Here is a 23,936-nt window from a genome sequence, read left to right on the forward strand (position 1 = left end):
CCGCATGCCTAATTCCGCCGCTTCTCAACCGCTGTTCTTGTATTCCACCACCGTGTCCGACGTGGGTACCGTGCGCGCGAATAATCAGGATTCCTCGTTCGCCGGCGAGCATCTGATCGCCATTTGCGACGGTATGGGCGGTCACGCGGGCGGCGATACGGCATCCACCATCGCCATCCGCTCACTGGCTCATATCGAGCAGGATGATACCGGTGGCGATGTTCAGGTCATCGCCAAGATGATGGAAACCTCGGTGATGGCCGCGCACGATGCCATCGTGGGCAAGGCCAAGCGCGAACGTAAGCTCGCCGGCATGGGTACCACAGTGACTGCCGTGGCCTTGGTCGCCGGCTACTGGGTAATCGCCCATATCGGTGATTCGCGCGCCTATCTGCTGCGCGACGGCCATCTGAGCCGCATCACTAGTGATCACAGCTATGTGCAGCATTTAATCGATACCGGCCGCATCACGCCGGCCGAGGCTAAGAATCACCCGCAGCGCAATGTGGTGATGCGCGTGCTCGGTGACTTCGACATCGATCCGCGTCCGGATATCTCCATCCGCCGAGCCCATCCAGCCGATCGCTGGCTGCTGTGCTCGGACGGCCTGTGCGGCGTGCTCGAAGACTCCACCATCGAAGAGACGATGACCACGCTCTCCGATCAGGGCGAATGCGCGCAGAATCTCGTGCAGATGGCGCTGCGCGCGGGCAGTACGGATAACGTGACCGCCGTCATCGCCGATGCCACGCTCGCCTTGGATGCCAATGCATTCGATTTGCCGCATCAGACGCCGCTTGTAGGCGGTGCCGCCGGCAACAGTTTGGAAACCATTGCGGATATCGTGAACGAACCGGTGGCCACCGCGCCGGCGCTGCGCGTGGATAACTCCCCCGCCCAGCGTGCGGCCGCGCTGATGCAACCGGCCAGCGCTCACGAGAACACTCCGGCACCGGCCACGGCCGAACCTACCGGCGCACGCGTGGCGCAGCCGTCCGCAGTGCGCGAGGAGACCGGCGAACGCTCGAATCCGGATACCGGTGAGATTCCGGTAGTGCAGCATTCTGATGGTCGACTCTCCGCAGACCCCAACGATCCGGCGGTGGCGCAGGCCATCCGCAAGGAGCAGGCGCAGCAGACCCGTGCCACGCGTGTCAAGAAGCGCCGCGTGCGCCTCGCCATCTTCTTCACAGTGCTTGTGGTGGTCGCCGCACTGTTTGGCATCGGCGGCGGCACTTATCTGTGGAGTCAGACGCGCTACTATGTGGGCAACAGCAACGGCAAGGTTGCGATCTACCAAGGCGTGCCCACCAATCTGTTCGGCATGGAACTCTCCCACGAGGTGAGCAGCACCACGATTTCGCTGTCCGAACTGCCGCAGACCTGGCGTGACCAGATCAATCAGGGCATTGCCGTGGATTCGTTGGACGAAGCGCAGTCCCACGTGGGCATTATTCGCACGGAGATGAACAAGTTCAAGAAGCAGCAGGAAGCAGACGCAGCCAAGAAGTCTGACTCGTCTGACTCGTCCAGCTCCAGCTCGTCCGACTCCAGCTCCGATGCCAACAAATCGGACAGCACTGACTCCTCAACGTCGTCCGATTCCTCCTCTTCGGATAAGCCCAGCATCGGCGCGGCGAACGACGCTGCCACAGGGGGCAATCAATGATCGTCACCCGTTTACGTCAAATCGGCCTGCTGCTCATCGCCATGGCCATTGGCGCGATCGCATTCATTCAGATGTTTGAGCGCACCACGGAATCCTGGCCGGCCAGCTACACGATGCTGCTGTGCATTCCTGCCGTACTGTATCTCGTGTTGTGGGGGCTAACCGTCAAATTCCAGCCGTATGCCAGCCAATCCATCATGCCGTGCGTGCTGCTGCTCACCGCCATCGGTGTAACGATGATTGCGCGCATCGACCAGAGCATGACCACCCAAGTGGGTCAACGACAGCTCATGTGGCTGTGCATCGCACTGGTATTAAGCGGCCTGATCATCGTGTTTCTGAAGGATTACCGCGTCCTGCGCCGCTTCTCCTACGTGTCGATGGTGGTCGGCCTGGTGTTGCTGCTCTCCCCGATGCTGCCGGTGCTCGGCCAAGAGGTCAACGGCGCACGCATCTGGGTGAAGATTCCCGGCTTGGGCCAGTTCCAGCCCGGCGAATTCGCCAAATTGTTCCTCGCGTTCTTCTTCGCCGCATACCTGTTCGATCACCGCGATCAGCTGGCGGTAGGCGGTAAGAAGATCCTCGGTCTGCAGCTGCCGCGCATCAAGGATCTGGGCCCGATCATCGTGGTATGGGTAGCCTCGATGGGCGTGTTGATTATGCAGCACGATCTGGGTACGTCGCTGATGTTCTTCGCCATGTTCGTGGCGATGCTGTACGCGGCAACCGGCCGCAAAAGCTGGATTGTAATCGGCCTGATTGCCTTCGCCGTAGGCGCGGTGCTTGCCGCCAGCGTATTCAGCCATGTTGGCCAGCGCGTTGACGCTTGGCTGCACCCGTTCAGCAACGAGCAGTACAACAAGCCGTACGGCGGCTCCTGGCAGCTCGTCACCGGCATTTTCGGTCTCGCATCCGGCGGCATGGTAGGCACCGGTCTCGGCCAAGGTCATCCGTCGCTGACCACCTTCGCCAATTCCGATTTCATCTACACCGCATTGGGTGAAGAGCTGGGATTGACCGGCGTGCTGGCGATCCTCATGCTGTACCTGATCATCATTGCATCCGGGTTCATCGCCGCCATGAAAATCAAGGATGGCTTCGGCAAGCTCCTGGCTTCCGGCCTCGTATTCACGATGGCATTCCAAGTGTTCACCGTGGTTGGCGGCGTGACGCTGGTGATTCCGCTCACCGGTCTTACACTGCCCTACATGGCGGCCGGTGGCTCCAGCCTTATCGCCAACTATATTCTCGCGGCACTGCTGATTGTGATTTCCGATGCCGCCAATCAACCCGAGCCGGAGCTCACCTCCGAATCCTTCCAATACGAGGCGCTGGCGGTACTGCGCGACAAGGAACTTGAGGAGCGCGCCCGCGCCACCGAACCCATCGCCCGCCCGCGCACCGTTTCGGCCGCATCCGCGAACTCCTATGATGTGCCTGATCTGTCCGACGACATCATCGATCGGACGCATCAGGCGTCAGAGAACACCAGTTCGTTGCAGGCCATCGTGGATACCACGCGTCACGCACCAGGCGCCAACGATTTCGAAGCCGAGGCACGCACCACGCCGACTGGCATGCTGCCAACCTTGCCGTCAACGCCGCCGAATCCACCCGCCAATACCCATCGTTCCACTCGTAAACATCACGGTCCTAGACATGGAGGTGCACGCGCATGAATAAGTATCTGCGTCAGCTGTTCACCGCCGTGGTGTGCCTGTTCGTGGTGTTGGGACTCTCCTCGTCCATCATCATGGCGATTCGCGCCAACTCGCTCAACAGCGATACGCGCAACGCCCGTGCGCTCTACCATCAGCTGGGCGCCTATCGTGGTGCGATTCTAGCCTCGGACGGCACGGTGATGGCGCAATCCGAACCGGTCAATGACGCATTCAAATACCAGCGCACCTACTCGAACGGCCCCCTGTACGCTCCAGTCACCGGCTTCTTCTCCATCAATCAGACTGCTGATCGCGGCCTTGAAGCATCCCGTAACATGCTGCTCAGCGGTGAGGCCGATTCGCTGATCTGGCAGCGCGCCAAGGCCATGCTCACCGGCAGCAGCAATCAGGGTGCCTCCATCGAAACGTCCATCGATCCCAAACTGCAGCAGGTGGCGTACGATCAATTGAGCTCGCGCGACGGCGCTGCCGTGGCCATCGAAGTGAAAACCGGCCGCATTCTGGCCATGGTGAGCACACCAAGCTACGATCCGAACCAGCTGGCCACCCACGATACGGACAGTGCCTCCAAGGCCTACAACGATCTGGCCGCCGGTGAGAACAGCCCGATGATCAACCGCGCCACCTCGCAGCTGTATCCGCCGGGGTCCACGTTCAAAACCATTGTGGCGGCAACCGCATTGGAAACCGGCAACTATCAGACCGATACCGAGATTCCTGCCGGTGCCACCTATACGCTGCCTGGCACGAGCACGCAGCTGCCCAATGCCGAGGTGCAGGGCAATGGTACTGATGGCAAAATCACTCTGCAGAACGCCATCGCCTACTCGTCCAACACCGCGTTCGCTCAGCTCGGCGTGGCTTTGGGCGACGATCAGGTCAACGATATGGCCACCTCGCTCGGTTTCAACAGCACCATCACCATCGATGGCACCACGTCAACCGGCACGCCAATGACCGCCACCGCATCCTCCTTCCCCACCGACGTTACCGAAGACAAGGTTGCGCTGGCCTCGATCGGCCAGGGTGACACCAAGGCCACGCCGTTGCAGATGGCTATGGTGGCGCAGGCCATCGCCAACGATGGCAAACTACTGCGTCCTACGCTGGTCGATCGCGTGCGCGCCTCGGATTTGTCGGTTATCAGCCAAACCAATCCGCAGACCATGGGCAGAGTGTTCAGCAAGGATACGGCCGACAAGCTGACCACGATGATGGAAAGTGTGATTACGCAAACCTATCCGTCACTGGCCATTAACGGCATCTCCATTGCCGCTAAAACCGGTACCGCGCAGATCGGCGAGGGCAATTCCAGCATCGATGGTTGGATCATCGGTTTTGCGCCCGCGGATGATCCTCAGATTGCCGTGGCGGTTATGGTACACAACACCGATCTACTCGGTTCGCTCGCAGCCGGCCCGATTATGCGCGCGATGATTCAGGAGGCACTGCAGCAATGAGACTGATTGAAGGACAGCTTATTCATCGCCGATACCGCCTGGACGCACGTCTGGCTCAAGGCGGCATGGGAGAGGTCTGGAAGGGCTACGACATTCAGCTCGGCCGGCCGGTAGCCATCAAGGCGTTACGCTCCGATGCCACGAATGCCGAGGCCAAGTTGCGCAGACTGCGTGCGGAAGCGCATAATTCCGCCAATCTTGCGCATCCGAATATCGCCGCGCTGTTTGAGTACTACGAGCATGATGGCATTGGTTTCCTCATTATGGAATATGTGCCTTCGCGCTCTCTGGCCGACTTGTTCCATGAGAAGGGTGCGATGGAGCCCACCGAGCTGCTGCCGATTCTGATTCAGACGGCGCGCGGCCTGTTCGTGGCCCATTCGCATGGCGTGATTCACCGTGACGTGAAACCCGCCAACATCATGGTGTCGGACAGTGGCGAAGTGAAGATCACCGACTTCGGCGTGAGCTACTCCACCGGTCAGGGGCAAATCACCCAGGACGGCATGGTGGTGGGCACCGCCCAGTACATCTCCCCCGAGCAGGCGCAAGGCAAGCAGGCCACGCCGCAATCGGATATTTATTCGCTGGGCGTTGTGGCGTACGAGGGATTGTCCGGCCATCGCCCATTCACCGGCGCCACTCCGGTGGATATCGCCGCCGCGCACGTGAACAATCCGGTGCCGCCATTGCCTGACTCAGTGGACGTTCAGCTGCGTGAATTCGTCATGTCCATGCTGGCCAAGGATCCGCTCGACCGGCCGAAGGATGCGCTGGTGGTGTCCCGCACGCTGGCCCGCATCGAACGCCGACTGCTCGACCAGCAAACCGAAATGACCGATCAGACCATCGTTACCAAGGGAATGCGCATCCCCCGCAGGGTGATGAGCACGCCACGAATCGTTTTGGATACTCCTGCTTCACGATTGGGAGGAAATAAGCAATGAGCAACATGCCTAACGCACTGGCCGGAGGCCGCTACCAGCTTGGCCAGCTCATCGGACGCGGCGGCATGGCCGAGGTCCGCATCGCGCTTGACACCCGTCTGGGGCGTACCGTGGCCGTGAAGATCATGCGCGCCGAACTCGCCAATGATGAAATCTTCCTTGCCCGCTTCCGCCGTGAAGCGCGCTCCGTAGCGCAGATGAACAACCCGAATATCGTCAACATCTATGATTCGGGCGAGGAAACCATCACCACCGATGCCGGCGACACCGAGCGCCTGCCTTACATCGTGATGGAATACGTCAAGGGTCAGACCCTGCGCGATATCATCAAGGTGAACGGTGCACTGAGCCAGCGCGACTGCGAACAGGTGATGCTCGGCGTCTTAAGCGCCCTCGACTATTCGCATCGTATGGGCATTATCCACCGTGATATCAAGCCCGGCAACATCATGATTTCCGAGCAGGGCGTGGTCAAGGTCATGGACTTCGGCATCGCCCGCGCATTGGATGATTCCGCAGCCACCATGACCCAGTCGCAGGGCGTGGTGGGCACCGCACAGTACCTCTCCCCCGAGCAGGCGCGCGGCGAGGCCGTGGACATGCGCTCCGACCTGTATTCCGCAGGCTGCGTGCTCTACGAGATGCTGACCGGGCGCCCGCCGTTCACCGGCGACTCCGCCGTGGCCATCGCCTACCAGCACGTCTCCGAGGTGGCGACTCCGCCGAGCGCTGTGGTACCGGGCCTGCCGAAGATGTGGGATTCCATCGTGGCCAAGGCTATGGCGAAGGATCGCCAGAACCGCTATGCCACGGCCGGCGAGTTCAAGAACGACATTCTCACCTACATGAACGGTGGCGTGCCGGTGGCCGCCGCGTTCAACCCGCTGACGGACCTGTCCAATGTGAAGGCTCGTAAGGAAGCCGAACGCGAACAGCCCACTGCCGCGATTTCCCAGCCAACTCAAGCATTCAACCCGGTAACCGGGCAGTTCGAACAAGTGCCGCCGACCAACGCGGCCCAGCAGAATGCGCTGAAAACACGTGCCGAGCAGCGTGCAGCCGCGGCTAAGGCCAAAAAGAAGAAGCAGATCATCATCGGCTCGATCATTGGCGCCATCGCTGTTATTGCCATTGTGGTGGGATTGGTGTTTGCGCTGGGCGGCTCCCACAAGAACACCGCCGAGATGGTCACCGTGCCGGAATGCACTGCCACAACCTCCAAGGACGGCTTGGAGGCCAAGCTGAACGCATTGGGCCTCAAGATGGTGGAGAAGCAGGATACCGATTCCACCGAGGCGGAAGGCACCTGCACCAAGATGAGCCCGAAGGCCGGCAGCAAGGTGGCCAAGGGCTCTAGCGTGAGTGTCTGGTTCTCCGCCGGCCCGCAGTCCGTCTCCGTGCCGGATGTGAAGGGCATGAGCCAGAGCGAGGCGCGCGCCAAGCTGGAAAAGGCTGGATTCAAGGTGAGCTCTTCGGTCAAGACCGAGGACAGCGCCGACATCGACAAGGATGAGGTGACCCGCACCGATCCGGCCGCAGGCTCCCCAGCCACCAAGGGATCCACCATCACGATTTACGTATCGTCCGGTATGACCAGCATGCCGAACCTCGTCGGGCAGTCCAAGGATGCGGCATTGTCGCAGTACAACGGCAAGTTCAACTTCGTGGTGGAAACCGAAGCCTCCGATTCGGTGCCGTCCGGCTCCATCACCCGCACGAACCCTGCCGCCGGCTCGACCATTGAGCAGGGCAGCACGATTACCATCTGGGTGTCCACCGGCAAGGAGAAGGTCACCGTGCCGTCCATCAGCGCAGGTACCGATTACGCCACCGCCAAGCTGCAGCTGGAAGCCGTGGGACTGGTCGCGGCAACCAACGGACCCACCGATAGCAGCGCTGTGGTGGTCAGCATCGACCCCGGTGCCGGCAGCCAAGTGGATAAGGGATCCACGGTGACCATCACCACCAAGGCCGGCGCATCCGGCAACGGTAACGGCACCAACAATGGCGGCGCCACTGGCGAGTAATCGCCAAGCCACCTCCCTCATCAGAGGGAGGCAAGAATGAGGGAGCCGTCAGCCTTAAGGCTGACTGAGGGAGACCTCACAACGACGAAAGGCACCAGCTTTCACGCTGGTGCCTTTGCTTTATTACAACCAGTACCGACTACTTCGTTACCTTCGGCTGCAATCCTGCGGACTTAGCCACAGCGTTCTCCTGCCCGCACACCTTCAGCCAATTGGCCAGCAGACGGTAGCCATCCTGTGTCATCACCGATTCGGGGTGGAACTGCACCGCATACATGCGCTTGCCCTTGACCTTCACGCCCTGCACAATGTGGTCGCCCACGGTCCACGCGGTCACCACCAATGTATCCGGCACGGAATCAGGCTCCACGGCCAGCGAATGGTAGCGGGTGGCAGTCATCGGATTGGCCACCCCCTCGAAAATCTCATCATCGATATGTTCCACTTGGCTGGTCTTGCCATGCATAATCGTGGGCGCATGGTCCACCGTGCAGCCATACACTTCAGCGAGCGCCTGCAAACCAAGGCACACACCGAACATCGGCACATCCTGAGCCGCGCACAGTCGAATCATATCCTCACTGGCACCGGAATCAGCCGGAGCACCAGGTCCCGGGGAGATCAGCACGCCGTCGTACCCATCCAGCACACCGGGGGCGGCGGGATCGATGGCATCATTGCGCACCACGTCCACCGTGGCACCAAGGGTTTTCAAATAGCCCACAATCGTATATACGAACGAATCGTAGTTGTCCACCACCAGAATGTGCGCGGAATCGGTCATACTGCTCTCCTTGAAGTCGCTTTGCCTGCCATACTACTTCAGGTGCGCCGGCTTTACTCCGGTACGGCCACGAAGTTCGACATCTGATTGAGGAATGGAATGTTCGCGGCACTCCACGGGAACACCCATTGGAACAGTGCGGCGGCCGCGGCGAACAGCAGCAATGTCAACAGCAGCCAGCGAATCGGCGCGACACCGGGCTGCAGACGCAGCAGCGTGCCGTAGATGCTGGCATCCGGGCGGCGGCGTTCGCCCAGTTTGATGGCCCGCAATACCGGCCAGCGCCATGCCACGGCGGCGGCGATGAACAGAATCAGCCATGCGAGGAGCGCTGCGAATACCACTTTGTCGAGCGAACCGATGCGCGAAGCCAGCGAGGGGGAATCATTGATGGCGAACTTCACATTGCCGGAAGCATCGGTAGTGGCCAGTTCCTTCGGCACGCCATCGGAAACTTTGGCCCAGTAGGCAAGTTCGCCATAGCTGATCCAACGATGCGTCGGCGTGGTGTACTTCGGCTCGCATGTGGTCATGGTGATCATGCGCTTGGTGGGTTCGGCGTTCGGATTCTCAGGGTTGGCGGCGATGACGCGCACTTCGGTGGGCAGCACGATCTCGTAGCGCGTGTAATGGTAGACATACCAATAATCCTTGGTGCGCACGATGATGGCATCGCCCTCCTGGAGCTTGTCCACATCACCGAGCGGCTGACCATAGCCGTTACGGTGACCTGCGAGCGCAAAATTGCCTAGCTGACCGGGCAGCTGCGATGTTTGGTAATGCCCGAGTCCGTGGCGATTAATCTGTTCGAGCGTAGTGCCTTCCACCAGATTGCGGTGCCACTGACTACCGAAGCGGGGAATGTACACCTGCGCGATCAGGTCGCCGTACTTGGGGTCTTTAGGCTGTACCGGCGGATCGCCCTGCTGTGCTTTGGCTATAGCGGTGCTGCCGTTGCCATCCGAGCCCGGAGCCGACCATTCGGCGGATTGCGTGGTCTGATTCTGCGCCTGTTCGGCTTCAACACCGGTCCACCACATTTGCCAGACGATATACAGCGCGCAAATCGCCGCTGCGGTGAGCAGCAGCTCGGCCAGAATGCCTAAGGCCTGCCAGAGCGGACCTCGACGTGTCTGCATGCCGGCATTGGTGCCGACGCTGGTGACTGCTGCGCCCCGTGCCTGTGAGGTGCGGCCATGTGCTCCATGTCTCATAAACGCTGTTACTCCCCGCCCTTGGTTTTCGACGTGTCGACCGTGGCGTATTTGAACTGCTGCAGCAATGCCGTGGTGGCCTCAAACTGCAGATTCTCTTTGTTTTCCACCTTATAGCCAATGCCGAATGCGCTCACATACTGCTTCAAGATCGTAATGGCTTGGGAGTCGTTGAGCGCTTTGCGCATCGACGCCGGGTCACCGATGGCGGAGATGGTGAAGGGCGGCGCGTATTTCTTACCGTGGATGGACAATACATTGCCCGAGCAAATCACGGCGGAATTAAACAGCACGCGCTGATCCATGATTTTCATGGACTCTGCTCCACCGGCCCACAACGCGTTCACCACCGATTCCACATCCTGCTGATGAATCACATAATCATTGATATTGGCCGTGGTGCCGTTGTCGTTCACCGCGTTCTCCCAGAGCGGTGAATCATCCAGCGTTACTGTCAGGCCCGGTCCGGAAACCGCGGGGAGCATCAGGCTGGCGTCACTGTTGGCGTCCGTGCTGGTCTCGGCATTGGAGCCGCTATTCGAATTGCCGGTGCCGTTCTTGTTTGAGCCCGTTGCGCCCAGCGCGTCAGTAAGATTATTAACCTGCTTTTGCAGATCATTCACATCATTCTGCAGCTGGGAGACCTCGGCCACACTATGTTCCACAAGGTCGGCGGTGTCATTGTTCACCGTGGTGGTGCGGTTCACGCGCACATTGGTGCTCAGCAGGAATCCGGTAAGCGCAATGACCACGAACGCGGCGGCACCACTGAGCCACGAGCGGCGTGCGCTATGTTTTCCTTGGTGCCTGGCCATAATAATCCCGTCTTTCACACGGTGTGTTCACCGGTTTCGAGTCTAGCCACTATTATGACTTTTAGCCTACTGAATGGAGAATACGCTGATGGCTGACGAAGAGCTGCACGAAAACGACTCGCAGGACCAGAAGGACTGGCAAAACGAGGTTTCCACCGATGACGCTAAGGCCAGCAAGGCCGATAAGGACGCCGCTGAGACCGCTGCCGAGGAATCCGAGGAGGATGAGACCTACGGCGTCGATATGGATCAGGTGCAGGCTGTGCTGAACGCCACCGCCGACAAGTCCACCCTGACTCCGCAGATGCAGCGCATGATGAACCGTCAGGCTGAGAACACCAAGCGCGTTGAGGAAACCATCAAGGGCACCAAGTCCAATCCTCGCTGGTTCGTGCCGGTGTTCTGCGCCTTCATGGTCATTGGCCTGATTTGGTGCGTGGTGTACTACCTCTCCCCGTCCGGCGCATGGCCGATTCCGAACATCGGTGCATGGAATCTGGCTATTGGCTTTGCGCTGATTATGATCGGCTTCCTGATGACGATGGGCTGGCGCTGAGTTCGCTGCTCACAATCTCGGGTTCGTTCCAGATTGTTGTGTTGATAACCGACTTCCCGTATTGGGGAGTCGGTTTTTTGTTTGCCGCTATGCACCCCGTATCCGATGGTGGGGTTCCCATCACGGTGTATAACTACCGCCCTCATGGGGATTTATCCCCAACTATCCACCACTTATCCACGAGTTATCCACACGCTTATCCACACAATGTGGATGAATTACATCACTGTAGTTTTCCACAGAATGTGGAAAACTTGGTGGATAACTCGTGGATAACCCGTGGATAACGGGGATTGAACAGTGCATAAGTCGTGGATAACTGTGCATTGTTGACGATTCAGCCCGTTCTATGTACTTTTAGGTTGGTAGAAAACACTGAGTTATCCACAATGCGCCACCGAGGACTTATACACAGCTGTCACCACCGACTTTCGAGTTATCCACATTGATATCGAGTTATCCACCGTCTTTTCCACAACTGTGCACAACTATCCACGAGCGCTTGTGGACGACTTGCGAGCACCCCTATATCTAGCGTTAACGCGGTTAAATCATCCCCATATCTCGTAAGTGCCCTTTACCGGCATGTGGATAACCGCTGCGGACGATTCGCAGCGGCTCATTTTTCGAGAACACAGCACTCTTCGAAAAAATGCGCCACTGACCTTGTCTGAGTGGCTGTTATTTTCGAGATTTCCCTATACCTCGTGAAAATACGCCACTGAGGGTGACTCAGTGGCGTATTTTCACGAGGTCAGGGCTTCTTTCGAAAAAAGAAGCCGCTGAGGCGTATCGATACGGCTACATAGTCGGGTTGGCGAGGTTGCACAAGAGGATCGCCGCCACCACAAGCATGGTGACCGACCATCCATAGACCTGCATGCGCCATGCAAGGCTTTTATGCCGCCACATGGGCAATCCACTGGTGAGCAGCCATGTCAGCACACCGCCCACAATAAAGCCGCCCACATGGGCTTGCCAGGCCACACCGCCCACGACGAACGGCAGGGCGAAGTTAATCACCATCCACACCATCATCGAGCGGATATTCGCTCCAATACGGCGATACACCACCAAGATCGCGGCGAACAGGCCGAAGATCGCTCCCGACGCACCATATGCGGCCATACGCCACCCTTGCGAGGCGGGAGCCGCCACAGCCCACATCATCAACCCCAACGCGCCGCCGAGGCCGGAAATCACGTAGAGCCCGAGAAAACGCCAGTGCCCCATCAATCGCTCCAGCACTACGCCTACGGAATACAGGGAAATCATGTTGAACAGAATGTGCATGATCGTATCCGGCGCATGGAGAAACATCGAAGTGATTGCCGTCCACGGTCGAGCCACGAGCGTCATTGGAGACAGCATACCTTGGTAGATCAGTAGCGATTGCAGCATCGGCGAGATGAAACCAATCAGAATCTCAATCAGCCATATCACCGTGCACAGGGCGATCAGTGCCCAGGTAATAACCGGACCGCCGCGTTCCCATTGACGTGCGACCTCTTGTTTGGATGGTACATGCATGCCAACCACTGTAACGGATTCGGCCGTGGTGAAAGCCTCTGGCAAATCGCCCGAGTCGTTCAATCCACCCAATCGACACATTCAACGGCTTAGAATAGGGTGCAGGGTCGGTCGTGAATGGGCATGCCGGCCGACGATCCCTCAAGGAAAGGAGCCGTCATGGAGAATCGTTCTTCTAACGGTTGGAAGTTCTTCGCACTGCTGTTCGGCGCTGCATTGGCTGCACTCATCGGCCTGTACATCTACAAGCAGCAGAACCCGGATTACGATCCGTGGGAGGAGCCGTGGGAGAACAGCTCCTCTCCGGTGGAGCTGGGTCTGAACAAGGCTGAAGATAAGGGCGAAGAAGAGGAGTCCGAAGCCGCTGAAGCCTGATTTCAGGTTTTCCAACAATACGAAAAGTCCCCTGCAACTCATGATTGCAGGGGACTTTTCGTATGTTTTTGGGGTTTACGTTCCGTCAGTCAACGAGCTGCAGCTGCGCCTTAATTCCATCAAGGGCGAGCAGAGCGAGCTCGCTGGGCGGATAATGCGTGCGGCCTCTAGGCGCAGAAGGCGAAGGCGTACAAAGGTACGTCGAGCCTTCTGCAACGACGAGGACGCTCCATTATCAGGCCAGCGGACCGGTCTCCCAGATGTGCGGAGCCGTCAAGCAAACAGTCCGGTGGACTGTTTGTAGGCGACGCCGAGCGACGACAGTCGCGAGGTAGGAACCAGCACGTATCTGGCGTACTGGTTCCGAGCCGTCAGGCGAGCGGACCAGTGTGCCAGATACGTTCCAAATAATCCTCAATGGAGCGATCGGAGCTGAAGTAGCCGGAGTTGGCCACGTTGAGCAGGGCCTTGCGGTTCCACTCGAGCGGATCGCGGTAGAGCTTCTCAATCTCAGCCTGAATGTCGGCGTAAGCGGAGAAGTCAGCCAAGGTCATGAACCAATCCTTGGTCAGCCAATCGGAGACCAGCGGAGCGTAGGCGTTGCGATCACCGTTGGAGAAGGTGCCGTTGGCAACGAGGTCGATGGCCTGCTTCAGGCGAGGATCAGCCTCGTAGTACTTGGCCGGATCGTAGCCGTCGGCGTAGAGCTTGTCGACTTCCTCCACGGTCATGCCGAAGAGGAAGAAGTTCTCGGCACCGACGCGCTCACGAATCTCGACGTTGGCGCCATCGAGGGTGCCGACGGTCAGAGCGCCGTTCAGAGCGAACTTCATGTTGCCGGTACCGGAGGCTTCCTTACCAGCCTGAGAGATCTGCTCGTCGAGCTCGGTGGCCGGAATCAGGTTCTGGGCCATCTCGATGTTGTAGTTCGGGAGCATGTGGACGGCGAGCTTGCCCTTGACGTCCGGATCGTTGTTGACGACCTTGGACACGTTGTTGATCAGCTCGATGGTCATCTTGGCCAGGTAGTAGCCCGGAGCTGCCTTGGCGCCGAAGAACACGGTGCGCGGCAGGATCTCGTCGGCGGACACGGTGCCGTTCTTGATGGCGGCGTACTTGGAGATCACAGCCAGGATCTTCAGGCTCTGGCGCTTGTACTCGTGCAGACGCTTGACCATCGTGTTGAACAGGGTGTTCTCGTCGATGTCGAGACCGTAGTGATCCTTGGCGAAGCCGACGAATGCGTGCTTGTTGGCGGCCTTGACGGCAGCGAACTTCTTGACGAACTCGTCGTCCTTGGCCAGCGGAGCCAGACCCTTGAGCATTTCAAGGTCGGAGATCCACTTGTCGGTGCCGAGGCCTTCGGTGATGAGGTCGGAGAGCGCCGGGTTGGCGAGCTTGACGAAGCGGCGAGGAGTCACACCGTTGGTCACGTTCGTGAACTTGGTCGGGTAGGCGTCGGAGAAGTCCTTCAAGGTGACGTCCTTCAGGAGCTGGGAGTGCAGCTCGGCCACACCGTTGACGTGGGAACCGCCGTAGGTGGCGAGGTAGGCCATGCGGACGGAGTCACCGGTGTAGATGCGCATGCGCTCGATGGTCTCGTCGGCGATGCCCTTGCCCTTGAGCTCGTCTTCGAACTGCTCGTTGATCTTCTCGATGATTTCGAGATGACGCGGCAGCAGTTCGCCGATGAGGCTGGCCGGCCAAACCTCGAGGGCTTCCGGCAGCAGGGTGTGGCAGGTGTAGTTGAAGGTCTTGACGGTGATATTCCAGGCGGTATCCCAGTCGTAGTCGTACTCATCGATGAGGATGCGCATGAGCTCCGGGATGCCGATCACCGGGTGGGTGTCGTTGAGCTGGAAGGTGATCTTGTCCGGGAAGGTGGTCAGATCCGGCTTGTCCTGGCCCGGGTAGAAGACGCGGATGGCGTCGTGCAGGGAAGCGGAGACGAAGAAGTACTGCTGCTCAAGACGCAGTTCCTTACCGACCTTGGTGGAGTCTTCCGGGTAGAGAATCTTGGAGATGTTCTCGGCCTTGACCTGCGGCTTGACCGCGTCCATGTATTCGGAGCGGTTGAAGGCGAGCAGATCGAACTCGTCGTAGCTCTTGGCGGTCCACAGACGCAGGGTGTTCACACGCTGGGACTTGTAGCCCGGCACCAGGTAGTCGACCGGGACTGCGCGCACGGACCAAGCCGGCTTCCAGACCTTCTTGCCGTTCTCCTCAACGACTTCGCCGCCGAAGGAGACCTTCTGGTCGCGGTTGTAGTCGATGTGGCCCCACGGCTCTTCGTTGTTCAGCCAGTAATCAGGGGTTTCGACCTGCTTGCCGTTCTCATCGAAGGTCTGCTTGAAGATGCCGTACTTGTACTGGATGCCGTAGCCGAAAGCCGGCACGCCCAGAGAGGCGAGGGAGTCGATGAAGCAGGCGGCGAGACGGCCGAGGCCACCGTTGCCGAGGCCCGGCTCGTATTCGGCGTCGATGATGTCTTTCGGCTGGAAGCCCAGAGCCTCAACGGCCTTGTCGAACTGCTCGGTCAGGCCGGCGTTCAGCAGGGCGTTCTCCAGCTGCTTGCCCATCAGGAATTCTGCGGAGAAGTAGCCCACGGCCTTGGTGTTGCCGTTGACGGTATCGGCCTGAGTCTTGAACCAAGAGTCGGCGAGGTGGTTGCGCACGGCCTTGGAAGCGGCAACGTACACGTCGGCGGCGGTTGCCTGCTCGGCGGTGACGTTCTGGGTGTACTTGAGTTGTTCACGAATCTCGTCAGCGAACTGGTCCGCGGTGACGGGAGATTTTGGTGCGGTAATTTCGGTCATTCTGACTTTCCTTCCGGGATAAGTGCCCGAGATTATTATGCCGCGCGTTGGGTATCGCGGCACCAACGTAAGCATGAACTCTCTGTAACGTCTTCGACATCAAGGCGTGCATACGTTCTCATAACGAGGCTATCACAAGCCCCCCTCATACGCACATCAGCACATATGTCATCGTTTTCATGGCGTGGTCATACACAAGTTACGCGTCTGCCATGCGCCTCGCCATACGCGCCGGAAGCGTTGAAGATCGCAGCCGGCATGGCACATGGACGGCACATGGACGGCACATTGTGCAGGCAACCCGGCGTGCCATGATGGAGTGCATGGCAGTCCTTCTTGAGAAAGATCTGGGGCGCGGCCGTCTCGCCTTCGAACAGTGGCGTGCGGCGGCGCGTGAATCATTGGCATCATTACCGCCCACGGCACCCGATGCCGCCATCGGCATCAATCCAACATTGCCGCGCAGCGTGTGGGCCATGGCGGTGCGCTACTCCCTGATGCTGTTGGAGCGGCGAGCACCCGGCCCCGGCGTGGAAGTGCGCGTGGCACCGTGGGGAGCAATCAAGATTCTGGATGGGCCGGAATCGGATCCGCATAATCTGACGCCACCGGACGTCATCGAACTGGATCCGGATGTCTGGCTGCGGCTCGCATGCGGCATCACCACTTGGGCGCAGGAGAAGGAAGCCGGCCACATCAGCGCGGTCGGCGAACGCGACGACTTAAGCGATTTGCTGCCGCTGACGCGTCAGCCATAGCGCGCGAGAGCGCTCAAGCACAGCCGTACCCAGCAATCAGACTCAGTCCAGCACAAAGAAAAGGCACCCGCTAGACGCAGGTGCCTTGAAGTATGGTCTTGCCACCGATCACTGCTTGGGCTTGAGGGCGCTCGGAATCGGGCGAGGCTTCGGCATCGGAATCGGCTTATGCGGGACTGCCGGCTTGGCCGTAGTCTTCGGGAATTCGCCACTGGTTGCCTTGGCCGCAGCTTCGGCAGCCCACTTGGCGTATTCGTCGAGATCATCGTCCTCGACGGAAGCCGATGCGGAATCAGCAGATTTCGCATCAGTGTCCACATACTGATCTTCAACGTCGGCAAACGGGTCAACCGAACCGGTTCCCGGCTCTTGCTCGCTGAGTTCCTTGGCCAGCTCATCGTAATCCGTGTCGGTGGTCAGATACTTCAGCTTACGGGCAATTTTCTGCTGTTTTGCTTTCTGACGTCCGCGGCCCATCTGACCCCCTGAAATTACTGTGCTGTTCGATTCATCAACTTACGAGAGTACCACCTCATATGTGCATGTTCGTTGTCGGCTCACACTTTTACCATAAAAGCGTTTATTTTAAGGCTATTTCAAAGGAATCCGCATGACCGACGAGCAACAACTGACAGCGGCAGGCAACGAGATGAGCGCAAGCTTCCTCGCAGCGAAGAAGCGTTCCGACGAGACACTTGCCAAGCTTGAGGCCAACCCCTCGTCCTTCACCATGCTGACCGGCGACCGTCCGACCGGCCGCCTGCACCTGGGCCACTACTTCGGCTCCATCCGCGAGCGTGTCGCCATGCAGGAGCGTGGCGTGAACACGAACATCATCATCGCCGACTATCAGGTGATCACCGACCGTGACACCACCGAGCACATCCAGGACAACGTGCTCAACCTCGTGCTCGACTACATGGCTGCCGGCATCGACCCGAACAAGACCATGATGTTCACCCACTCCGCCGTGCCCGCCGAGAACCAGCTGCTGCTGCCGTTCCTCTCCCTGGTCACCGAAGCCGAGCTGCACCGCAACCCGACCGTGAAGTCCGAGATGGAAGCCTCCGGTCATGCACTGACCGGCCTGCTGCTCACCTACCCGGTGCATCAGGCATGCGACATCCTCTTCTGCAAGGCCAACGTGGTGCCGATCGGCAAGGACAACCTGCCGCATGTGGAGATCACCCGCACCATCGCCCGCCGTTTCAACGAGCGTTACGCCAAGAAGAACCCGGTGTTCCCGGAGCCGGCAGCCATCCTGTCTGACGCACCCGAGATTCCGGGTCTCGATGGCCGCAAGATGAGCAAGTCCTACGGCAACTCCATCATGCTGGGCGCCACCGCCGAGGAAACCGCCAAGCTCATCAAGAAGAGCCCCACCGATTCCGAGCGCCGCATCACCTTCGATCCGATCGCGCGCCCGCAGGTCTCCGCCCTGCTGACCACCGCAGGCCTCGTGACCGGCCGCGACCCGAAGGAAATCGCCGAAGAGATCGGCGATGCCGGCGCCGGCGCACTGAAGCAGTACGTGATCAAGTCCGTCAACGAGTTCCTGGCACCGCATCGCGAGCGCCGCGCCGAGCTCGCCAAGGACATGGATTCCATCCGCGACATTCTGCACGACGGCAACAAGCGCGCCAACGCCATCGCCGAGGAAACCCTCGATCAGGTGCGCGAGGCCATGGGCATGAAGTACTGATCCTTTTGGTTCATTTTCCGCCACCGTTAAGGGTTCGAGACTGATTCCGCTTAGGAAGGGTCTCGAACCCTTTTTCATGTCTGCCTCTGTCTGCCTCGTATCTGTTCCGTGCCAACGTGAGCGCAGGATACGGATAGACCCGCACACCCCCGCGTCCATCCAATGCACAATAAAGTTGTACACGCTCTTTGCCGACACCCTCTGCCCTATCTGCGCTACAAGGGGTTGATTTGAGCCGTACCGGAGGTCGATCTGCGTTACAAGGGGTTCCTCGCCAAGTATGTAAACCGCAAAAACGGCGGAATGACGGTGCCATGAGTGTCTGCATACGACGTATGCAGACACTCACCAACCCCTTGTAGAGCAGATAGATGTTCCGAGAAGCCAAAATCAACCCCTTGTAAGCGAGAAAGCAGCCAAAATCCATTGTTGACGGTGATTGCTTGGCGCGAAGTCTGTTGGAACAGAATCTAATCGGCCTCTACTGCGCTATTTCATCTTGCTGCAGCCCACAGCAAGGCGCTTATTGGCCATCGACGCCGCTTGCAGGAAGGAGTGGCGCGAAACACAGTCGCTTATACAGTGGAGCCCGCTTTATAGTTCTCGCATCACAGATTTGACGTATTGTTTTACGCGGCGTGAGCTGCACACGTTTTCCGGTCACCTCTTGTATTTTCTCCGCGATTCGCCTCGCAAGAGCCTCTTCACGATCTTCATGGCCGATATCCAATTTGGTGACCTGAATGTATTTCCATTTGGCGTCTTCTATATCTTGACGGCGTTTCGTATCTCCCAGCCATTGCCTCGCATGATGCGAGCCTTCGTATTCGATGCAGATTTTATACTCCGGATACGCAAGGTCCAGATAGACGGGCTTACCGCTGCCGCCAAGAAATATGAGGTAATTGACCTGCGGCATATCAAGGCCATAGCGTACGGGCACAAGCCGTGTGCGCGTTTCCATCGAGGAGTCTGTTCCGCTGCGCGCAACGAGCAAAGCACGGCGGCAATTGTTGTATCCGCGAAATAGTCGGGTGTTCGTCCCCTCGTTTTTGGCCTCCTGTACTTGTTGGTACACGCTATCCAAATACATCGCGAGATCATCGGTAGTAGTTCGTCGCAGCCGTCTATCGCGGCGCATCATGGAATCCACTAACACTATGAGTTCTTCCAGATCCAAGTAGCCGGACAGCATTGCCCATGTGCAAGCCGGCGATGTACAGGTGAATTGGCCGTCAACAGTGACTGTATCTATTGAAAATGGCCATACAACTGCGGTGATTCCCTTTACGCGTCGTTTGGCATTGGGATGGGGTACCGCTACGACAGTTGATTGCATAATACGCTGATGATTGCTTGCGATTCTTGGCATTTCGACAGACAACAGTTCGAGCGCTGTGGTCAAAGCGTATGGAGCTCTCCATGCCGTTCGCTTGTGGATTGCCGCGCAAACGTCCATGCGCTGGTATTTCACCGTGGTCAATTCGGTCAATGTAAATGAATCACCCATAACAACCACCCCTTCGTGATGTGTTCGGCACTGTGGGTATGAGTGTAGAGGCATACGCCCGTGTTTGTCTACCGCCCTCTTTTTTCGGTGGATAAATGTGGATAACTAGGTGGATAACTAGGTCTGCGGGTCTTGAATCCCCCGAAATGCCGCTCTGTACACATCAATACACGTGATGATTGCATGAGCATGAGCGCACACTGACTCCAGTTCAGTGGCATGATGACGATTATGGGTAGCTTGCTTCATATCGTCAATGCCGGTGTTCCTGGGACGGAAGACCGCGTGAATATTGCCGTGCGGGATGGTGTTGTTGTCGGCGTGCGTCCGGCTAATGAGGGTACTGCGGACGCTGATGCCCGAATCAGCGCAAGCGGGCTAAATGCGAATGCAGATGAAACCACGATTGACGCAGATGGACTTTGGATTATTCCCGGCTTGTGGGACTGCCATACGCATTTCACGCAGTGGGCCAAAACGCTGGGGCGCTTGGATCTGATTGGCGCGCGTTCAGCCTCTGAAGCGATGGCCATGCTGCGGACGCATCTCGATGAACGTCGCGCTGCGGGCACGCTTGACCCCAATGCATTCGTGGTGGGCATGCGCTTCCGCCACTCGCTATGGTCCGATGATGAACAGCCCACGCTTGCCGCCATCGATGCAGTGACCGGCGAGCAGCCGGTGGCGCTCTCCAGCGCGGATATGCACTGCGGTTGGGTGAATTCCGCGGCCGCCCGACGCCTCGATGTACATGTGGACGAACACACCGGACTTGTTGGCGAGCTCGAATGGTTCGACGCCTATACCCAATTCGACAAGGCGCCCGGCGCCGCCGAAGAAACCGACCGGCTGTTGCGCGAAGCGGAGCGAGACGCAGCCTCCAAAGGCATCGTAGGCATTCGCGATTATGAGATGGCCGAGAACATCGATACGTGGATTGGTCGCTTCGCAGCCGGCATCAACACACTGCGCGTCGACGCCGGCGTATACCCCGAGCGAATGCAGGATGCCATTGCTGCCGGCTGGCACACCGGCAAACCGCTACCCGGCAGCAATGGCCTAGGTCGTGTAGGCGCGATGAAACTTATTTCCGACGGCTCCCTGAACACCCGTTCCGCCTACTGCTCCACCTCATACTCCGGCATTGAACCACCGACCTACGGCACGTTGAGCTACACGCCGCACCAAATCGAGGATTACATGCGGCTCGCCACCGAACATGACTTCGATATTGCTTGCCATGCCATCGGTGATGAAGCGAACACCATTGTGCTCAATGCGGCGGCGGCAACCCATGCACACGGTTCCATCGAACACGCGCAAATGCTCAAGCCGGTTGATATTCCACGATTCGCCGAACTTGGGCTCACGGCCAGTATCCAACCGCAGCATGCAATGGATGACCGTGACGTCATCACACGGTTCTGGGCCAACCCAGCCGGTATCCCGTACCCGTTCCGTGCGCTGTACGATGCCGGCGCGAAGCTCCGCATGGGTTCCGATGCGCCTGTTGCGCCACTTGACCCGTGGCTTGCCATTTCCGCTGCCGTATTCGGCACGGAAAGTTCGGACCGTGATCCATTCCAGCCTGAGCAGTGCCTTCCGGTCACAACGGCACTGGCTGCATCAACGGACGTTGGACGAGACCGTCTTGAAGCAGGAGATCCGGCAGATATGGTGTTGCTCGATGCTGATCCGTATGCAGCAACCACCCCGGAAACCATGCGTGCCATGCCGCAGCATGTGGCGATGACTTTCGTGGCTGGAAAACGCGTCTATTAACGCATATGGGGATTGCCCGCATGCGTCATTTAAGCCGACTCCAGGTCTGAAGAAAGACTATCTCGCTTACAAGGGGTTGATTTTCGTCTTCCGGAACATCTATCTGCTCTACAAGGGGTTGTTGAGTGTCTGCATACGTCGTATGCAGACACTCATGGCACCGTCATTCTGCCATTTTCAAGGCCTTGATACTTAGCGAGGAACCCCTTGTAACGCAGTTAGACCTCCGCCGAAGCCAAAATCAACCCCTTGTAAACGAGTTAGTCGCATACGCCGGAGCCATGCCCATGAGCCCATACCCATGAGCCCATGAAAAATACCGAAGAGCAGCGCACCCCGCAAACCTCGCGTATGTCCAGATCTAAATCGATATCTTGAGGAACCGGAGCATCTCGATTGAGTTCAATTGGGGCTAATAGCGAACGCAGCTCTGCCGATAATGCCTCAATGACCTGCCAGCTTTACCGCCCCATGCGCCTACTTTTCGCCGCGAACCTCAGCCTCCATGGCTTCCATCGGCTCGTCGACCAGCACAGAGCCAGAAGGCAGTGTGCCGGGCAGCGGGTCATCCATGTAGTGGTCGAATTCGTAGAGCATTCGCTCATTGGGCTTCTCCGTGAGCAGCGACACCACCACGATGCACAGCAGCGAAATCAGGAACGCGGGCAACAGCTCGTAAATGGCGAAGATACCGCCCAACGGCTTCATCACGTTATGCCAGAGCAGCACCGCAGCCGTGCCGGAAAGCATGCCCGCCACTGCGCCGGCCTTATTGGCCCTGCGCCAATACAGCGAGCACAGCATGAGCGGGCCGAAGGATGCACCCAGACCGGCCCACGCGTAGGAAACCACTTGGAAGATCGAGGAGTTCTGATCGTAGGCCACCAGCACACCGAAGATGAACATGAGCACCAGTGTCAAGCGCGCCACGATCATCACCTGACGGTCGGAAGCCTTTTTGTGGAACAGACCGCGGAAGATGTTCTCGCCCATCGCGGATGCGCCGATGATCATGTAGGAGGAGCTGGAACTCATCGAAGCGGCGAAAATACCGGACACCACCACACCGCACATGAAGCTCGGCAGCAAGGTCTGCGCCAGCACGATGAAGATTGTTTCGGCATCCGTGGAAGTGAGCAGATGCGTCGGCATCATGGCGCGTCCCACCAAACCGATGCACACGGCGCTGGCCAGTGAGAGCACGCACCACAGGGTGGCAATAATACGGGATTTGCGCACTTCCTCAACGCTGCGAATCGAGAGGAATCGCACCAGCACTTGCGGCATGCCAAAGTAGCCAAGGCCCCATGCCAGCATGGAGACGATGGTGATGATGCCGTATTCGCGCGGCTCTCCGAACACTGCACGACCAGCCTCAACCAGCTGGCGACCACTCTCCGGGTCAAGCTTGGGAGACGCCACATGGGTGCCGGAAAGGTAGCCGGGAATGGACTGCAGGAATGCCACGGTGTTTTCGATGCCGCCGGCATTCGCCACGGTGCCGATGAACACCACGGCGAGCGCGAAGAACATCAAAAGCCCCTGGATGAAGTCGGTCATCACCACGGAAAGGTATCCGCCCACCACGGTGTAGACGAACACCACAAGCGCGCCGAGAATCATCATCAGGTGGTAGTCAAAGCCGAACAACGTAGCGAACAGCTTGCCCACGGTCACAAAGCAACTGCCCACATACACGCTGAAGAACACGAGGATGATGATCGCGGCGATGGTGGAGATCACGCCTTTGGTGTCGTGGAATCGCTTGGCGAAGAAGTCCGGGATGGTGATGGCGTCGCCGGCCACCACCGAGTAGCGGCGCAGGCGGCGCGCCACGATCTTCCAGTTGAGATACGTGCCGATGGCAAGGCCCAACGCGGTCCACAGCGGATCGGCGGCACCAGTGAAGTAGGCGAGGCCCGGCAAGCCCATGAGCAGCCAACCGGACATGTCCGAGGCTTCGGCGGATAGCGCGGTCAGCCAGGGTCCAACACCGCGGCCGCCGGCGAAGTATTCCTTGGAGGATGAGTTGGATCGCTTGGAATACACGAATCCGATGGACAGCATGGCCGCAAAATAGATGACCATGGCCAGGAGAATCCAGAAATCGCTTGCCACACTAACCGCCTTACATCAGGGAAATGGCTCTGCCCTTTTCGTTGGATTCCTTGGCCGGGAAAGCCGTCGGCACCAGCCGGCTCAAGGGATTATCGGGAAACAAGTCACCAAGCAAATGCCGGTATGACTGTGTCGGAGAGCCTTTGCAATAAATCTTTCTCTGAGGCTGACCTTCCCTGAACACACGGACA

General features: G+C 58.6%; 18 protein-coding genes. 10 read left to right on the forward strand and 8 right to left on the reverse strand.

The window, feature by feature from the left end; translation table 11 throughout:
• The first annotated feature begins 4 nt into the window (after positions 1-4).
• The 5 genes from JS530_RS02030 to pknB are packed head-to-tail and all read left to right on the forward strand — an operon-like array spanning position 5 to position 7,785.
• Positions 5-1,669 (forward strand): PP2C family protein-serine/threonine phosphatase, encoded by a 1,665-nt coding sequence (locus tag JS530_RS02030; protein WP_214375534.1) that lies wholly within the window; start codon positions 5-7, stop codon positions 1,667-1,669.
• A complete protein-coding gene (locus JS530_RS02035; protein ID WP_214375535.1) occupies positions 1,666-3,348 on the forward strand; it encodes an FtsW/RodA/SpoVE family cell cycle protein in 1,683 nt (560 codons plus the stop codon). Before JS530_RS02030 ends, JS530_RS02035 begins: the two co-directional genes overlap by 4 nt.
• Entirely contained in the window at positions 3,345-4,811 is a 1,467-nt protein-coding gene (locus JS530_RS02040) for a peptidoglycan D,D-transpeptidase FtsI family protein (protein WP_214375536.1), read from the forward strand. Before JS530_RS02035 ends, JS530_RS02040 begins: the two co-directional genes overlap by 4 nt.
• The gene (locus tag JS530_RS02045) at positions 4,808-5,758 is read left to right on the forward strand and encodes a serine/threonine-protein kinase (RefSeq protein ID WP_214375537.1); all 951 of its coding nucleotides are present in this window, start codon (positions 4,808-4,810) and stop codon (positions 5,756-5,758) included. The genes JS530_RS02040 and JS530_RS02045 overlap by 4 nt, the downstream gene beginning before the upstream one ends.
• The gene (gene pknB / locus JS530_RS02050) at positions 5,755-7,785 is read left to right on the forward strand and encodes a Stk1 family PASTA domain-containing Ser/Thr kinase (RefSeq protein WP_425350837.1); all 2,031 of its coding nucleotides are present in this window, start codon (positions 5,755-5,757) and stop codon (positions 7,783-7,785) included. Before JS530_RS02045 ends, pknB begins: the two co-directional genes overlap by 4 nt.
• A gap of 139 nt (positions 7,786-7,924) precedes the next feature.
• Here pknB and JS530_RS02055 read toward each other — a convergent pair whose 3' ends face one another.
• Genes JS530_RS02055 through JS530_RS02065 form a run of 3 tightly spaced genes read right to left on the reverse strand, consistent with a single transcriptional unit; the run spans position 7,925 to position 10,598 of the window.
• Entirely contained in the window at positions 7,925-8,569 is a 645-nt protein-coding gene (locus JS530_RS02055) for an anthranilate synthase component II (RefSeq protein ID WP_214375538.1), read from the reverse strand.
• Between the two features lie 53 nt (positions 8,570-8,622).
• The gene (locus tag JS530_RS02060) at positions 8,623-9,783 is read right to left on the reverse strand and encodes a class E sortase (RefSeq protein ID WP_214375539.1); all 1,161 of its coding nucleotides are present in this window, start codon (positions 9,781-9,783) and stop codon (positions 8,623-8,625) included.
• 8 nt (positions 9,784-9,791) lie between these two features.
• Positions 9,792-10,598 (reverse strand): DUF881 domain-containing protein, encoded by an 807-nt coding sequence (locus JS530_RS02065; protein ID WP_214375540.1) that lies wholly within the window; start codon positions 10,596-10,598, stop codon positions 9,792-9,794.
• An 88-nt stretch (positions 10,599-10,686) separates the two neighbouring features.
• Here JS530_RS02065 and crgA point away from each other — a divergent pair, with 88 nt between their 5' ends.
• Complete coding sequence (gene crgA, locus JS530_RS02070) at positions 10,687-11,154, forward strand: cell division protein CrgA (RefSeq protein WP_214375541.1); 468 nt, start codon at positions 10,687-10,689, stop codon at positions 11,152-11,154.
• 801 nt (positions 11,155-11,955) lie between these two features.
• Here crgA and JS530_RS02075 read toward each other — a convergent pair.
• A complete protein-coding gene (locus tag JS530_RS02075; protein ID WP_214375639.1) occupies positions 11,956-12,684 on the reverse strand; it encodes a rhomboid family intramembrane serine protease in 729 nt (242 codons plus the stop codon).
• A 159-nt stretch (positions 12,685-12,843) separates the two neighbouring features.
• On the opposite strand from JS530_RS02075, the gene JS530_RS02080 reads away from it, so the two are divergent.
• Positions 12,844-13,059 carry a hypothetical protein gene (locus tag JS530_RS02080; RefSeq protein WP_214375542.1) on the forward strand — a complete coding sequence of 72 codons (216 nt, stop codon included), beginning with the start codon at positions 12,844-12,846 and terminating at the stop codon, positions 13,057-13,059.
• A gap of 371 nt (positions 13,060-13,430) precedes the next feature.
• Here JS530_RS02080 and JS530_RS02085 read toward each other — a convergent pair whose 3' ends face one another.
• A complete protein-coding gene (locus tag JS530_RS02085) occupies positions 13,431-15,875 on the reverse strand; it encodes a glycogen/starch/alpha-glucan phosphorylase (protein WP_214375543.1) in 2,445 nt (814 codons plus the stop codon).
• A 311-nt stretch (positions 15,876-16,186) separates the two neighbouring features.
• On the opposite strand from JS530_RS02085, the gene JS530_RS02090 reads away from it, so the two are divergent.
• Entirely contained in the window at positions 16,187-16,633 is a 447-nt protein-coding gene (locus JS530_RS02090) for a sterol carrier family protein (RefSeq protein WP_214375640.1), read from the forward strand.
• A gap of 108 nt (positions 16,634-16,741) precedes the next feature.
• Here JS530_RS02090 and JS530_RS02095 read toward each other — a convergent pair whose 3' ends face one another.
• The gene (locus tag JS530_RS02095) at positions 16,742-17,110 is read right to left on the reverse strand and encodes a DUF3073 domain-containing protein (protein WP_214375544.1); all 369 of its coding nucleotides are present in this window, start codon (positions 17,108-17,110) and stop codon (positions 16,742-16,744) included.
• Between the two features lie 133 nt (positions 17,111-17,243).
• Between JS530_RS02095 and trpS the strand changes: the two genes are divergently transcribed.
• Positions 17,244-18,335: a tryptophan--tRNA ligase gene (gene trpS, locus JS530_RS02100; RefSeq protein ID WP_214375545.1), complete on the forward strand. Its 1,092-nt coding sequence runs from the start codon at positions 17,244-17,246 to the stop codon at positions 18,333-18,335.
• A gap of 523 nt (positions 18,336-18,858) precedes the next feature.
• Here trpS and JS530_RS02105 read toward each other — a convergent pair.
• A complete protein-coding gene (locus JS530_RS02105; RefSeq protein WP_214375546.1) occupies positions 18,859-19,845 on the reverse strand; it encodes a hypothetical protein in 987 nt (328 codons plus the stop codon).
• 222 nt (positions 19,846-20,067) lie between these two features.
• On the opposite strand from JS530_RS02105, the gene JS530_RS02110 reads away from it, so the two are divergent.
• Entirely contained in the window at positions 20,068-21,627 is a 1,560-nt protein-coding gene (locus tag JS530_RS02110) for an amidohydrolase (RefSeq protein ID WP_214375641.1), read from the forward strand.
• Between the two features lie 477 nt (positions 21,628-22,104).
• Here JS530_RS02110 and JS530_RS02115 read toward each other — a convergent pair whose 3' ends face one another.
• Complete coding sequence (locus JS530_RS02115; protein ID WP_214375547.1) at positions 22,105-23,745, reverse strand: sodium/proline symporter; 1,641 nt, start codon at positions 23,743-23,745, stop codon at positions 22,105-22,107.
• Positions 23,746-23,936: the final 191 nt, after the last annotated feature.

Origin of the sequence: Bifidobacterium colobi (assembly GCF_018555455.1) — a bacterium.
In the GTDB taxonomy this organism is placed as follows: Bacteria; Actinomycetota; Actinomycetes; order Actinomycetales; family Bifidobacteriaceae; genus Bifidobacterium; species Bifidobacterium colobi.